Source organism: Mesorhizobium sp. C277A (assembly GCF_040324395.1).
In the GTDB taxonomy this organism is placed as follows: Bacteria; Pseudomonadota; Alphaproteobacteria; order Rhizobiales; family Rhizobiaceae; genus Mesorhizobium.
On the sequence record NZ_JAMYVW010000002.1, the window covers coordinates 3,690,158 to 3,703,907 of the forward strand.

The window sequence follows — 13,750 nt, forward strand, 5'->3', positions numbered from 1 at the left end:
ATCGGTCCGACGATGATTGGCGCAAAGCTGGCTGTGCCCTGGATTTAGCGATGTCGGCTTTTGGGTGCAGGACGGGACGGCAGGAATGTCTGATATGGGGCGCAAAGCTGCCGTTCGCATCGTGGATAGCTTCCGGGTCAGACTCTCCCTTTGCCTACCGGTCTTTGCAGCACCGAGAAGGGCCCACTACGCCCGACACTGTAGAAAATATCGCATGGTCTCCGAGTGGGGGGAAAGGCGGTAGCGCTCTCCCGCTACCACTTCCAACCCACTATCGTACGTAACGGCAGCGTTGAAGCGGCTGCCTAGTCCGGTGGGCTTTTCAGAATACCGTGCATTGGGAAATGCGACCCCGCCTATAAGGGCGGCAAGCTTGCCCTTGACCTCGATTTCGAAGCCCTCACGTGCCCGCTTGGGGTGCACGGTGACACTATGAACAAGTCCTCGAAGGTTTTGGATCAGCGGGCCACGGTCGTCAGCAGCAGTTGCGTGGTCGGCCAACGCCTTTGAAAGGCCGTCGACGGTTTCGATGTAACGCTGCAAGGTCGCAGGGTGGAGAGCTACGGGTGACGGCGGCTCATCGAGACCGGAGAGCTGTGCCTCTACCTCGGAGAGCTGCGTCTTGAGTTCTGCAATACGCTGCTTGGCATCCTCTTCAGCAATGACGCTCCTGATCACAAGATCGATCGTGCGCTGCCGTTCGCCTTCTATCCGATCGCGCTTGCCTTGCAGCGCTGTGCGCATCGCATTCGCCTGTGCGGACAATTCTCGGCGCTCTTGGTTGTATCTGCGGATGTATGCCTCGATGAGGTCGGGGGCTTTCAGTTGGTCGCGCATGCCATCAAGAACCGCCTTTTCGATCTCGGGCAGATAGATGATGCGCCGATTGGAGCAGCTCCCGCTTTCTCGAACTGCCGAGCACCGAATACGCGTCTTGCCTGTCTTATCACGATCGTGAACCGACAGACCTGAACCGCAAACGCCGCAGCGGAGCAGACCGGACAACAGGTGAGCTGGCCGACGCTTGACATGAGAGGTTGCGTTCAACCTCACTGCTTTGCGAGCCTGCGCCTTGTGCCAAGTTTCGTCTTCGATGATGCGCAAATGCGCAACTTCTTTCGTCTGCCATTGGTCCTTTGGATTTGGCCTGGAGACACGCTTGCCAGTATCGGGGTTCTTCACCATTCGGACCTTGTTCCAGACGATCCGACCGACATAGAGCTCGTTGAAGAGCAGACCTACGCCGCGCTGTGCATTTCCGTTGATGGTGGAACCGTTCCACCGTATCCCGCGCGGTGGCGCTATCCCATCCCGGTTGAGGTCACCGGCTAGGTCGCGTGGAGCGCGACCGGCCGAATAAGCGGCAAAAATACGCCGGATAACGTCTGCCTCCTCTTGGACGATCTCGAGTTCGCCAGGATGGCCCAAGACCGGTCGATAGCCATAGGCCCGGCCTCCGGCATGACGTCCATCACGGACGACTCCAGCCATACCCCTACGGACTTTCTTTGCGCCATCCTCCCTCTGCATCTGACCGACAAGTCCACGAATACCAATGAGCACCGCATCGGCGATACCGTCATGAACAGCCTGGATTTCAATGTCGAGAAAAGAGAGACGTTTGTGAAGACCTGCGAGATCCGCCATGTCGCGCGATAGGCGATCGAGCGCCTCGACGACGACGATGTCGAACGCGTTCTGGCCCGCAGCTTCCATCAGGCGCATCAGCGCGTCGCGACCCAATATAGATGAGCCGGAGCGCGCCTTGTCCTCGTAGACCGCAACGATAGCCAGACCGTTGCGCGCTGCGTAAGCACGGCACAGCGCAATCTGGTCTTCAGTGGATTTTTCGTTCTGCAGCTCGGTCGAAAAGCGTGCGTAGACAGCGGCCCGCCTCATGTGTCGGAAGCCTTCTTCTCGCAGCGATCTGCATCCATGGCAGCATTTCGGCCAGCCGAAGCGCCGACGGATTTGAGATGATCGCCTCTGGCATCGGCGATGGCGAGTGCTTCGACAAACTTAAGCATGGCTGTGCGAAGCTCCTCCGGCGTTACCGCTGGGGCGGTTTCGCGCAGCAATCCACCATCGCGTCTGTGTCGTGCCGACTTCACGAAGCCGAGCATCACTAACACGACCGGCGATAAAAGGGGCACACCCCTTCGATCGTGCACTTGGGACCCTTCGGCGCGGAAATCGGATAGTCGCCGAACTGGCGAATCTAGATCGCACGGGCTGCAGCCGTGCTGCTGGGAGGCCTATGGCAGGAACTTGGGATGCGTTCGGAAGCTTTTTCATGCAAGGCTCCCATCATCGCCATAGGCAACGACAGGGCCACTTTCTCCCTGCCTGCGGCGATGTAGCCGTTGTCGAGGTCTCTTCGGGAAACACTCGCTCGACCATCCCCTCCTTGGCGGTGCGGATCGAAGCGACAGCGCGAACTTCGCCATTCCAGCCGTCGAAGGGAACTCGTTGAGCTTTGCCATAACTGCCGGTCAAGCCAGCCTGCATTCGACCGGCATGGGTTCGCTGGACCTAGCGCTCTCCTGCTTTGGGTCGATGACTGCCAGTTCCTCTCCTAATGCTGCGATTAAAGACGACACCCGACCTCGCACTCGCGGATGGAGATGCACAAGCCTTTCAATCAGGCGTCGACCTTCCGCGCTGGCAATAAAATTGATGCGTTCGTCGACCGGCAGCGGAGGAGGATCACGATCGGTCTCATTGCCCGGCAGGCCTTCGAAGAAGCGGCCCACTGGAACGCCTAGCGACCTGGCGATCTCGTAGAGCATGGAAGCGCTCACGCGGTTTCTCGCGTTCTCATATTTTTGAAGCTGCTGAAAACTGATCCCTATAGATCGGGCAAGCTGGGCCTGCGATACGTCCGACTGCACGCGAACCGCAGCGATCTGCCTGCCCACATATTGATCAGCAGGATGCGGGCCACCCTCGATTCCATGGTTTACCGGTGCGTTGAAGACGCTGCGGCGCCCTGGCTCCGCAAATGCTTTTCGGAACTGCATCAGTCGCTCCATGTGTAGAGAGTTTGTCTCGGTAAGCCCTGCGAAAATCACCAAACCGACGAATGATCGCGATTCCGATACCTTAGTGCCGAAGTTCAGCTCGAGACTTCCTGCTCTCTAATCCGAGCTATATCGTCTAAGGCCGAGCGGATCTGTGGCCACGGGGGCTCACTGTCATGCAGCGAATACTCCCCTTCCCTAAGCGCTGCATTTAGCTTGGCAGCAATACCGGCGAGCGACGTTGCAGGAACTTGGGATAAGGCTTCGAGTAATTCCTTCGCCCGCTCGCCAGCTTCGCGCTCAGCAAGTAAGGCTGTCGAATAACCAATCTCCCTAGCGGCGGCATCCCAGCGCGCCTGATTGGCTACGATTTCAGCTTCAGCTTGGGTGCGGGCCACTGTGTTAGCGGGACGAACACCGAGCAATTCCTGGAGGGCTTCAACGGAGTGAACTGTCACGCTCTCGCCGTCGGACAAGGTAACTGTCGTGCAAGGGAAGCCAACGGTCTCGATAAGTACCCTCTCCAGCCGCTGCTGCTGATTGCAAAGCCGTTCAGCCTCTTCCCAAGCCGCCTGCCATCGTTTCCACACCGCCACCGCAGGATCAATGGCGTCATCACCCTCCAAGTCGATTCGAGCAAACGATGTAGCCTGCGTCGCCGCCGTTGCGGTTGCTGTTCCCGCAAGCACCTTCCTGCGGGTGACGAAAGGCAAAGTCGTGTTATTGTCGGAATCAGCCATGATCCGAGCTCCGCAAAGCGTGGGCGTGGTTAGACTGTTGGAAGCGGGGGAACCACTTCCAACGGTCGTTTCCTAAAACAAGCATATTTGCACTTTTTGTGCAACAAGGCATTTGAACAATGAAGGTAAGTGCGGCCCAAGTTCGCGCGGCCCGTGGGCTTCTCGACATTTCTCAACAGGAACTGGCGGATCTATCCAAGGTAAGTTTGAGGACGATCGTGCAGTTCGAACGTGGTTCGAAACCAGCATCTGAATCAATCCTGCAAGCGCTGAAGCTATCGCTCGAAGCAGCCGGAATAGAATTCATTCCAGAGAATGGCGGTGGCGCTGGTGTGCGCTTGTCACGCGGTACCGCGAACACTTAGACGAAGGCGGCATCTACAGGCGACTTTAGGATTATCTGTTTCTCAATCAATGTCAGCAATGCGCAGCATATATCGGTCATAGCCCAAGCCCAGGCTTCATCCCCAAAGAGGACATCCTCTCCAGGCGATGCAACACTTTCCTGACCTTGCTGCAGACTGGCGTTACGGGTGAGACGTTCGTACCGCTCCCCGCGCTAAAAGTCGCTAGTTCGGCACCGTCCCGGTCATTTTACATTTTATGGGTTCACGACGTGGCTGGTGACAGATGAAATCTCTGCCGGACCGCCGATATGGGGAGGCGCTCGCAAATCGCGCCCCTACGCGCGCGGGTTGATCGTTGATCAACATCAAAGCTTGAATATGAGAAATGCGCCAACTGTGACGGCGGTCGTCACCGTGGCTCGAGTGTCGGCAGATGTGGTAAGGTTGATTGTCGGCGAGTAGCAGAGGTCCAAGCAACAATGACTTTGAGACGAACCATAGCTTACGGCACATCCGGCTTGGTTCTAGCGGTTTGCATTGTATTTGCTTGGCAGAACGCCACTGCCGCTCAAAATTGCGACGCAGCCGCGACGCCTGGCGTCAATTGGCAGGACTGTGACAAACAGCTTCTCATCCTAAAAGGACAGGACCTGAGCGGGGCGAACCTGATCGGTGTTGATTTCACTTCGACCGACCTCAGGAACAGCACTCTCCTTGCGGCAAATTTTGAGAAGGCAACGCTTGTGCGTGCTTCCCTGGCCGACTCGACCGCCAAAGGCGCCCGGTTCGACAAAATCGAGGCCTACAGGACCGACTTCAGCCATATGGACGCGCAGGGCGCTGTGTTTACGAGCGCGGAAGTGCAGCGCTCGAATTTCGAGGACGCCAATCTGACCAATGTTGATTTCACAAAGGCGGAATTGGGGCGAGCGCAGTTCCATGACGCCGATATCAGCGGCAGCCGCTTTTCGTTTGCCAATCTCGCACGGGCGGACTTCCGAGGAGCGACGTTCACCGCGCCGATAGACTTTGACCGCGCTTTTTTCTTTCTGACCCGTATCGAGGGCCTCGATCTTTCCAATTCAGCGGGTCTGTCCCAGTGGCAGCTCAACATGGCTTGCGGAGACGCCCGGACCGAGTTGCCTTCTGGCTTGACGAGACCTGAAGATTGGCCCTGTCAATTCCAGCAGGAATAGTTGTCGGCAGCGAACTGCGGCAATGCTGCACCCGGACAGGATTCGAACCTGGAACTTCTGCCTTCGGAGGGTGCAGATCCTCCGCCAAAGTGGCACGTTTCTGCGGTATTGCTATTGGCGAAATCGCGGCCGAAGGGTGTTTGTGCCCCTTCCGTTCACGCTACTGGGTATCGTGACACAGCGTGATCCAGCGCGCTCGAGGGGGTATGGAGTGGGATAATTGTGCATCAAACCACTATGACGAGATTCATAATATTTATCGATCGCTTGTGATCTGCTTCTGTAGACGTGGGGCCGTTAACTGGGGCATGTGTTAAGTGATCGATTGTGATCTTTTACGCTTGGGCATGATCGCAATTTCTCAGTACTCTGGCATCCCGATTGACCACGGATTCCGAACGCTTATCATTTAGCCAGTGACCTCGGAATAACTGTAAGGCCTCTTTGCTACTCTGGCAGTGAGTGCCTTTTTTCCTGCTGCAGTTCGCGTGTGGTCTGCAGACAATGAGGATCGATTTCTCCCAGGGATCCAACTCGCCGCTCGGATACAGGATTACCTTGCCGATATTGAGGAACGATGACCCGATCCGCATGCAAGCCAGTTGCGAAGAGTCCCTTCGCTCACCAACCCACGAGGGTGAGGTAGTTCGGGGCCCGGCATCGACGTTATAGGTAGCGGAGTTGTGCAATAGCTTATTGCACCTGCTATCCCATCGGATCGAGACCTAAGGCGAATGCCGGCGCCATCACTGCGGACCAGGCTCACGCGATGATGATCGCTGTGCGCCTTCCGAGGTGCTTACCGATTGCCGTCTAGCTCCAGATTATTTGGCTCAATGCCAAAGGAGTTTTCTGGCGCTTCTCGATCTGCTTGAGGCGTACTTCTCGTGGGATTCAAAGGCAAGCTGGTGCTTATTGATCAAGTCGGTGAGTCGAGCTTAGCCTTGTACGGAAATCTCTGTACAAATCGAAATCGGACATGTTTGGTGAACTGGCGCTACGGGTGCGGCCTATGAGGTCACACCCGGCGACAGTTGCGCCACAGCTGTAAGTAATATAAGAAAGAGTCATTAACGTACATTGCGACTAGCAATAAGCATGCTCTTGAAAAGCAGTGGGGGACTGCGGGATGCATTTCGTAAGCAAACGGGTTGCCGTTGGTAGGCTTTTAGCTGCGATCTCTTTGTCATTCTGGCTTGGCGGCTGCGCTTGCTCGTTGAGTGGGGGGGGCAATCAAGATCGGCCATTCACCGTGTTTCGCCCTCATAAGGTGGTGATCTATAGGCCTGTAGCTGGAACGCCACCGAGCAATGATTTGATTTATATCTACTTTGCCGTTCAAAACAATGCTCGCCCAAACGCGCCGATGTGCTTTGCGCATTTCAACCCCCAAAACTTGGCATGGCGGTCCGGGTTTGGCCATGACCTCGTTCCAAAAATTTCGATCACCGCTCGAAACGCTCCAATAATCGGTCGACCTGAGGTGCGCAACGGAGGAATTTCTGGCATCGAGCTCACGACCGGTGAAAGATTTCCCGCGGTCGCTCCGGACCCGTCTGATTTTCCGTTAAATGAAGCTAATTATCGGCGTGACTTTGCTATACTCGTGAGACCTGATCGTCGCGCCGTGGGTAAGTCTGGTAGTCTAGATGTCACTGTCACGTTTGATATCAAAGAAGGCAAACAAACGAAAAGCTTCCCTGAAGAGGTAAGCTTCTCAATTCCAATCAGCCTAGTAGACAGCTTTAGGCCTGAGACAATGGTGCCCGAACAATCGGAGCCGGTACGGTGAGCGCCAACGGCGGATTTGGGCTGGTGGTGCAGATCCCCGAGTCGGTGCTGCAGAACTTCGCCGAAGCGTTTGTGCAGCAGCAGGCCTCACAGTTTATTTTCGCGCTTAACAGGCAACTCCAACTGCCGGGTTTTGAGATTTCTGTTGCGAGTCTGTTCGGCGTGCAGTTGCACTCGCCGCGTCTAAAGCTGGTAAGCCCAGATGAGATTGATCTGGCATTCGAGATCGCCGCATCAGGAGCCCTGCATACGCAGTTGACGGCCTTGCCGAACGGGCCGGCACCGAGTCAGCCACCAGAGATTGACATAGCCCTCCTTGGAGGAATCGAAATACGGGTCAAAGGTGCGTATGTGGTGACCGGGAATCACCGCTCCTTGTATCTAGATCTCCGAGCTCTCGACGTACGCAGCTTCTCTTTGAGAATAGATAATCAAAACGTCTCACTGCCACAGCCTGCACTCGACGTCTTGAGCGCGATTGTTCGCCGTGCCGCAATTTCTATTTTGGTCAATAGGGTTGGCCTCCTTCCCATCAGTTGGTCTCTAGGGGCAACAGTACCGATGTTGGGCAGCATCGGTCTTCAGGTCAATTTCTATTATACGATTGTCGAATCAGGTGGTAACCGTGCGCTCGCCCTGTGCTTGCAGGTTATGGGGGAAGCGGTTGATCTGCGGGCAGTACAGTACGCCCTAGCAATGCCCACTGATGTAGGCGTGTTCATCGGCCTTTTTGTTGTTGATTTCGCGCTTCGAAGGCTGGAGCAGTCGCTTGAAGGCTACCCTGTAAAGCCGGGTGCAGGAGGGATCACAGGCGACTTGATCTTTCATGACGCACATTTTTCAGTGCAGCCCCCTTTCCTCGTGATCGATGAGATCAAAGTGCAATCCCGCACGCTCCAACGTGTCGAGGAAACGGTCGAGCGTGTGATATGTACTGCCCTCGATCCTTGCAATTCCTGGTGCCGAAAGGTGGTCGAGACAATCATTAAATGGGTTCAGCTCGATCAGCTATTTCACGCAAGTGGCAGAGCGCGACCATACATCTTGCATGGCCAAGTTCGGGTTGACGCGACTGGGGTAGACATAGACCCGTCCTTTCCATTCGCACTGGCCGTTTTTACTGCTGCAGATGCACTCATACCGCTGGGCGGGATAATATCCATTGTCTTGATGGTAATCGGGAAGGTCTTGGCTGATAAGACTGTCACCGGGATCGTTGATCGGCAGTCCTGGGATCTTGTTATCGATCGGCCGCTAGAAGGGACAGGCCTCCGAGTGCATGCCGAAGCAAGAGAAATTATCTGGCCCGCTGGATGTCTCGGTCTGATGAATTCAATCGCTCTTTCACAAAACGCTATTGCGTGAGGTTCAAGTGGCCCCTCTCAAAAAGAGCGCAGGAAATTTCGACCTCGAAGCAAGTATTGAGCATAAATTTCTGTCCGACGTATTGATGCACGCACTTTCGTCAGGATTGATTCCGTCGGATTTTGAAACGGGGTTTTCGTTTTCGGAGGGCAGTCTCGGACTAGATGTTAAGAGCAGGCTACTAGCGCATATTGACGATGCTTCCATAGTTCATGTTCGCGGACAGGACCGGGTAATAGGATTGGAGTTAAGCTACTCGGGCGTGATTGAAAATACAATCGGTCTATCGGAGTGGACTATAAATTTACCAGATGGCGGCACTTATGTGGACCCCGCAATCAACCATACCTTTCGGCTTCCGTTCAAGGGCAAGTTGACTGCGGCAGCCTCTCTGAATTTCCACACGCTGGGAAATTCGAATCTCCTCGTCATCGCCTTTACGGGCCTTACGGATCTTTCCCTTCACAACATTGGTGACCTTGCTATCGGCGCCAGGTTCAACGAGCTGATTCGGCAGGTTTTCGAACGTATCTGGGTTGTGACACTGCGCACCCAAATAGCATTACCCAATCTGAACGGCTTGGCTGGTTCGCTCCCGGCCCCCGCCAACGAGATATTTGGCTCCGATGCCGGCCAACTCGGGCTATTGGATGTCAAGGATGTTGTTGGAGGAAAACCGAGTCGAGAGGAACTTCACGTCTTGCTCGAGGCGGATCAAAACCTGGGCCATCAGTCCTACGCCAGCGTTGCCGTTCTCCCTCGGGGATTCGCCTTTGCAGTTGGGGTGGGAAGCCGCTGGCTGAAGCAGATTCTGCAAGACCTTTGGATCGGCGGGGTTATTCCAACAACGTTTGACAACTCAGGGAAACCTGATCCGGCAGGGGACGTCTTCCTCACCGAACTCGACGTTACCTTGTTCGATGGTACAATCCAGTTTTCTGCTACCCTACAAAAGACCATCATAATCCCAATCGCGGTTAAGGCCGTTATCGAACTTGAGCCGAAAGCGGCTGCTGGGCTCATAAGCTTTCGTGTGGTCGCCACGAATATCGATATTAGTCTGCCGTGGGCAGTTGCTGGAGGATGGGCTGCGGTCTTTTTTGTTCTCTGGGAGGCAATACTCAAAATGGTCTTGCGCGGTGCAGACGCGGTTCTGGCTCCTTGGGCGCAATCCCAACTCCAGAAGTTCCTCAATGACCAAACTATCGAACTAAAACCGTCTATCCAATGGACCGGCACTCCGTACACAGTTGACCTGGCGGTTAATGGACTTCTCGCTGGGCGGGAGCGCCTGATCGCTGGCTTTGCGGCCACCCTGAGCCACTGAGGATACGAACATGGAATTCAATGAGATAACATCGACGACAGACGGCGACATTCTGGCCCGCGCCACCATCGAAGTGTTTGGCTTTGCGTTACTTGCTTCAACATCGATTTCGGGGGGCATCGTCAACCTTGTTCCGAAGTTCATTAATAATACGTCATCGGTTATAAGCGTAGACTGGGTGAACAGCCATATCTTTCTTGTCAAGGTTGTGGCATCTAACGGCGATGTCTTCGATGTGAATCAGTTGCTGCCGCCACCGATACCACAGCCGCCACTTGATATCCCGCCGGGCGGCGAATTCGAAGTTCAGTACACAGTTGACACCAGCAAATATCCATACCTTGGGAACTTGATGTTTGATCCCAAGTTTTCTCCGTACACTTTTGTCTTCGAGTGCAACTCGATGTCGTACCCATTCATCGCATCGTGCAGGCTTCCAGTAGTCTGAGGCTCCAAAGGAGATTTGGGATGCAATCGTTTCGGATCGCTGGCCAGTGGGACCGAAGGACGCGACCATCCGTCGTGACTAACAAGATCGACTGGGTTCTGTCGAAGGGGATGCCTGCGCATCCGAGCACGCTACGATGTCTAGTTGTCGATAACGTAAACGGACCCTATCCTTTTTTGGGAGCGGCCTTTTCATTCTTTGCTGAAGGCTCAGTCTTCGCCGGACAGGTTACAGTTGGCAGCGTAGCTGTCGGGTCTGTTCTTTACTACGATGACATTCTAAAGGCGGGAGCCGAACTCCAGGCGAGCCAATTTCAAACTATCCTGACGTTCGCAACCGGGAAGTCAGCAAATCTAACTGTCAACGTTAATACAGATGGCTTGGCAAAATCAGCAATCTTTGACACTCTTAAGCTCTATTTTCTTCCTGATAGGGCCAACGGTGTAGCCGTGTCTGTGGCGGCGATTGCACGAACCGCGATTTGATAAACACCGTCAACTGTGAAACCTGCAGGCGTGCTTTCTGCAAAATGAGCAGGGCGGTTTTGGCGGTAGAATATTTGGCCGACCGTGAACAATCCCGTCTCTAAGCGGCGACCGGCTTGGGCCGGAGTTGAAGCAGAGCGATCAAGAGCGACAAAAAACCCTTCAGCCACCTGAGCAGGAGGGAGAAGTTGTAGCCGGCGGCGGCCAGGATGGCGGTGACGGCGTCGCCCTGCTGGCCGGCGAGGAAGTTGCGGCCCTGCGGTGGCTCGGCCTTGATGTGGCTGATCACGGGCTCGATCGCCGACCGCCGCCGCATCTGGCGTTTGATGGCCGGAGTGACGCGGCGTTTCTGGCCGCTGGTGAAGACCCTGACTTGTGGCTTTGCGGTGCGTTGTGGCCGCGATTGCCAGCGTCGGCGAGGATGCGGCCGATCTGGTTGCCGATGGTCTTTTCCATGTCGGGGATGACGCTTGCCAGCGTGTGGCCGTCATAGGGATTGCCGGGCAGTGCTTTTGCATGCAGGGCGAACTGGCCGTCCTTGGAGCGCTTCAGCTTGGTGGCCACCGACACCTTCACTCCGAACTCGTAGGGCATATGCGCCTGCCCTTGCCGATGCATTTCACCTTGGGGGTGTGCAGCCTGTAGATTTTGCGGCCGCGCTGGCGCTGACGGTATTCGAGAACGGTGGCGGCCTGGTAGAGCGGCCATTTGAACAGCGCGTCCGGTTCCGCATCGCCGGCGACCTGGCGAGCGATGTCGCGAATGGTCCGGCCGAGATAGGTTTTGAGCCTGCGCAGCGCCTTGTTGGCCCGCTTGAACTCTTCTGGCGCGTGCATAACGCTGGTGCTCGATCAGCGCCAGCTTGCCGACTGCACATGGCGCAAATTGAGACTTGTCTTCGTGGCCAGCCGGACCAGCCGTTCGCGCGCCCCGTGGATGAGCTTGGCCTCACAACGCTGAGGCTGCTGAGCAAAAAGAACCACAAAAGGTGGTGCTTTCGCCTCGTGGCGGGCCGCAGAGGTCCAAATCAAGGACACGCAAACAGCGATGCCGACATTCTTTGGGCGCGCCTCTTCACTGGAGTTCCAAAACAAGATGCGGCTTAGTCAAGTCGGTCCGCAGGAGTTTGTTGACGGTTTCTGTATCGTACGGCAGCATGCCAGGAAATCGGAGTTGTTGCGAACTGCGGCAAGGGGCAAATATGGCTGGCATCGACTGGGCGACCTCGCTCACCGAAGTTGGGACCGCACTCGGGCTTGTGGCAACTCTCGCCGGTGCTGGGTGGGCCGTGTTTCAATATTGGCAGAACAGCCGGGATCAGCGCGCCGAACGCGCGCGAACAAACGCCGTCACCGCAGCCAACGAAATAGAGATGTTTCACAACGACACCGCTGTTCAATCAGCAATGAGCATGATTGATTATTGCGAGGTGCCCGACACCGGGACGTCAGGCACTGCTCCTCTTTTCGTAAATCCGACGCTATTCGCTTTCGCCCTCCGCAATCATGCCGACGGCATAGTCAGTCTGACTTCCAACCCGGGTGCGGAGAAATCCGACCTTTTCACCATAAGCGAGCGCAGGATAAGAGATTTGATCGACGCCTTTCTTGGGCGCCTAGAAAGAATCGACAATCTGATCGCAAAAGGAGTGATCGACAAAGATGATTTCGAAAGGCTCTTCTTTTATTGGCTGCAGCTAATGGGCGAAGTTCCTCTGAAAGAAGACACGCTGGCGCACTTTGACGATGTGCGCCGGCGCGCCCTTTGGCGTTTCATCCGAACCTACCGTTTCGACGGCGTGGTCAGGTTGTTCGAGAGGTATGGTCGCGCTGCCTGCGTCGCCACCGATCCAGAAATAGCTTTCAAGTCACGGTAGCGACTACCATTTCGCGAGCCTTGGCTCAGCAATCACACCGCAAAATGCTGTCTAAATTTGTAACAGATTGATTATTTTTATACTAAGGCCGCCTCCATGCTGCTTCCGGCAACTGGAACAGGTAGTGGTTGCTTGGAAGCTTTTCGAACCTGCTGCCTTTCGCCTCCAGCCGAACTGCGCCCGCCTATGAAGGAAGTTGGTCGGTCTGGATCCGCATTGGTGCAAACTTGCTCGAAGCGCTCGTTGGGACCTTTAGTCGGAAGGGCGATACCGTCAATACAGTCCCGCCCTCGTTTGTTAATTCCACTTCTTGCCCTCGCCAATTGGCGAAGACACTTATCCCGCTGCCCTTAGATCGACAGCGCAGTGAGGTGGCAAGTGTGGTATGACCTTATTGTAGACCAAACACCCCCGGGAGGAACGAGATGGATAAGCGTCTTGACAGTTACCAAGTTAAAGGGAGAGGAAATAACACGCAGGAGATCAGGTGGGATCTTCGGCTTGAGTTGGAAGGGGACGTCTTAGAAGTTTGGACCGACAGCCGAATTGTAATGATCTTGCTTCAGTCATCTTTGCTGCTTGGGCGCAAAAACGAAAAATGGCCGATCTCTCTCGATTTAGATAGAGATCACCTTAAACAGGTGCATATTCAGGATATGCGAGACGAGGTCTGTAAGGGCGAGTACAGCGATGCTCCAGAGCAGGCGGTGATTCCATTCTTTCCCACTGCGCTGGTTAATGAAAAAATGGGAATTTGTATTCGCAATTGGCGACAAATGTCGACCGCTCAAGGGAGATCAAATCGACGTGTATTACCAGATTGAAGATGCATGGCGTACTGGCAGTGCGGTACTCTTGAAACTTGACGCCAACGACAACATCATAGGAATTTACTAGGCGGTTAACCCAGCGCGCCAACCAACGTGAAGGCATTGCGTCCCGCTACGAAAAGACCGCTCGACCAGAGACCGGCGCGTTCGGGGCGATGCTGGAAACGCGGGTCGAACCGGGCGCGGTTGTCGCCCCCCGGCCGGCAACCGCGCCCGGTTCGGCCGGCAAGAGCAGCCCGATCAGCGCACACTCGCATCCGCTATCCCGTCCGGTCGCCCGTGACTGCTTCTGAAAAGCAACCGGCCAAACGCAAGTCCACCTTTG

13 protein-coding genes and 1 pseudogene are annotated in these 13,750 nt (G+C 55.3%); 9 read left to right on the forward strand and 5 right to left on the reverse strand.

Annotated features, from left to right (window positions below):
* Nucleotides 1-186: 186 nt before the first annotated feature.
* From NKK52_RS18280 to NKK52_RS18295, 4 genes are all read right to left on the reverse strand, one after another.
* On the reverse strand, nt 187-1,899 hold the full coding sequence (locus NKK52_RS18280) for a recombinase family protein (RefSeq protein ID WP_023683389.1): 1,713 nt from the start codon (nt 1,897-1,899) through the stop codon (nt 187-189).
* Entirely contained in the window at nt 1,896-2,027 is a 132-nt protein-coding gene (locus NKK52_RS18285) for a hypothetical protein (RefSeq protein ID WP_023796138.1), read from the reverse strand. The genes NKK52_RS18280 and NKK52_RS18285 overlap by 4 nt, the downstream gene beginning before the upstream one ends.
* Nucleotides 2,028-2,492: 465 nt before the next feature.
* Nucleotides 2,493-3,020: a helix-turn-helix domain-containing protein gene (locus NKK52_RS18290; protein WP_023823367.1), complete on the reverse strand. Its 528-nt coding sequence runs from the start codon at nt 3,018-3,020 to the stop codon at nt 2,493-2,495.
* Nucleotides 3,021-3,115: 95 nt separating this feature from the next.
* Nucleotides 3,116-3,760 carry a hypothetical protein gene (locus tag NKK52_RS18295; RefSeq protein WP_023823366.1) on the reverse strand — a complete coding sequence of 215 codons (645 nt, stop codon included), beginning with the start codon at nt 3,758-3,760 and terminating at the stop codon, nt 3,116-3,118.
* Between the two features lie 119 nt (nt 3,761-3,879).
* Here NKK52_RS18295 and NKK52_RS18300 point away from each other — a divergent pair, with 119 nt between their 5' ends.
* From NKK52_RS18300 to NKK52_RS18330, 7 genes are all read left to right on the forward strand, one after another.
* On the forward strand, nt 3,880-4,125 hold the full coding sequence (locus NKK52_RS18300; protein ID WP_031199205.1) for a helix-turn-helix domain-containing protein: 246 nt from the start codon (nt 3,880-3,882) through the stop codon (nt 4,123-4,125).
* A gap of 461 nt (nt 4,126-4,586) precedes the next feature.
* Complete coding sequence (locus tag NKK52_RS18305) at nt 4,587-5,303, forward strand: pentapeptide repeat-containing protein (protein WP_023683394.1); 717 nt, start codon at nt 4,587-4,589, stop codon at nt 5,301-5,303.
* A 1,129-nt stretch (nt 5,304-6,432) separates the two neighbouring features.
* On the forward strand, nt 6,433-7,095 hold the full coding sequence (locus tag NKK52_RS18310) for a hypothetical protein (RefSeq protein ID WP_155923210.1): 663 nt from the start codon (nt 6,433-6,435) through the stop codon (nt 7,093-7,095).
* Nucleotides 7,092-8,459 (forward strand): hypothetical protein, encoded by a 1,368-nt coding sequence (locus tag NKK52_RS18315; protein WP_031199203.1) that lies wholly within the window; start codon nt 7,092-7,094, stop codon nt 8,457-8,459. The genes NKK52_RS18310 and NKK52_RS18315 overlap by 4 nt, the downstream gene beginning before the upstream one ends.
* A gap of 7 nt (nt 8,460-8,466) precedes the next feature.
* A complete protein-coding gene (locus NKK52_RS18320; RefSeq protein WP_156939264.1) occupies nt 8,467-9,786 on the forward strand; it encodes a hypothetical protein in 1,320 nt (439 codons plus the stop codon).
* Between the two features lie 10 nt (nt 9,787-9,796).
* A complete protein-coding gene (locus tag NKK52_RS18325; protein WP_023683397.1) occupies nt 9,797-10,234 on the forward strand; it encodes a hypothetical protein in 438 nt (145 codons plus the stop codon).
* 74 nt (nt 10,235-10,308) lie between these two features.
* Nucleotides 10,309-10,719 carry a hypothetical protein gene (locus NKK52_RS18330; RefSeq protein ID WP_155923208.1) on the forward strand — a complete coding sequence of 137 codons (411 nt, stop codon included), beginning with the start codon at nt 10,309-10,311 and terminating at the stop codon, nt 10,717-10,719.
* A gap of 100 nt (nt 10,720-10,819) precedes the next feature.
* On the opposite strand, the pseudogene NKK52_RS18335 reads toward NKK52_RS18330, so the two are convergent.
* Nucleotides 10,820-11,669: pseudogene (locus NKK52_RS18335) on the reverse strand (transposase family protein); the annotation flags it as partial.
* A gap of 251 nt (nt 11,670-11,920) precedes the next feature.
* Between NKK52_RS18335 and NKK52_RS18340 the strand changes: the two are divergent.
* Complete coding sequence (locus tag NKK52_RS18340; RefSeq protein WP_023683402.1) at nt 11,921-12,595, forward strand: hypothetical protein; 675 nt, start codon at nt 11,921-11,923, stop codon at nt 12,593-12,595.
* A 425-nt stretch (nt 12,596-13,020) separates the two neighbouring features.
* Nucleotides 13,021-13,419, forward strand: coding sequence for a hypothetical protein (locus NKK52_RS18345; protein ID WP_156939265.1), 399 nt, complete (start codon nt 13,021-13,023; stop codon nt 13,417-13,419).
* The last annotated feature ends 331 nt before the right edge of the window (nt 13,420-13,750 follow it).

Bases quoted from the DNA above. Each gene is read 5' to 3' on its own strand.
- NKK52_RS18280 (WP_023683389.1), bottom strand. From the start codon at position 1,899: ATGAGGCGGGCCGCTGTCTACGCACGCTTTTCGACCGAGCTGCAGAAC.
- NKK52_RS18285 (WP_023796138.1), bottom strand. From the start codon at position 2,027: ATGCTTAAGTTTGTCGAAGCACTCGCCATCGCCGATGCCAGAGGCGAT.
- NKK52_RS18290 (WP_023823367.1), bottom strand. From the start codon at position 3,020: ATGCAGTTCCGAAAAGCATTTGCGGAGCCAGGGCGCCGCAGCGTCTTC.
- NKK52_RS18295 (WP_023823366.1), bottom strand. From the start codon at position 3,760: ATGGCTGATTCCGACAATAACACGACTTTGCCTTTCGTCACCCGCAGG.
- NKK52_RS18300 (WP_031199205.1), top strand. From the start codon at position 3,880: ATGAAGGTAAGTGCGGCCCAAGTTCGCGCGGCCCGTGGGCTTCTCGAC.
- NKK52_RS18305 (WP_023683394.1), top strand. From the start codon at position 4,587: ATGACTTTGAGACGAACCATAGCTTACGGCACATCCGGCTTGGTTCTA.
- NKK52_RS18310 (WP_155923210.1), top strand. From the start codon at position 6,433: ATGCATTTCGTAAGCAAACGGGTTGCCGTTGGTAGGCTTTTAGCTGCG.
- NKK52_RS18325 (WP_023683397.1), top strand. From the start codon at position 9,797: ATGGAATTCAATGAGATAACATCGACGACAGACGGCGACATTCTGGCC.
- NKK52_RS18340 (WP_023683402.1), top strand. From the start codon at position 11,921: ATGGCTGGCATCGACTGGGCGACCTCGCTCACCGAAGTTGGGACCGCA.
- NKK52_RS18345 (WP_156939265.1), top strand. From the start codon at position 13,021: ATGGATAAGCGTCTTGACAGTTACCAAGTTAAAGGGAGAGGAAATAAC.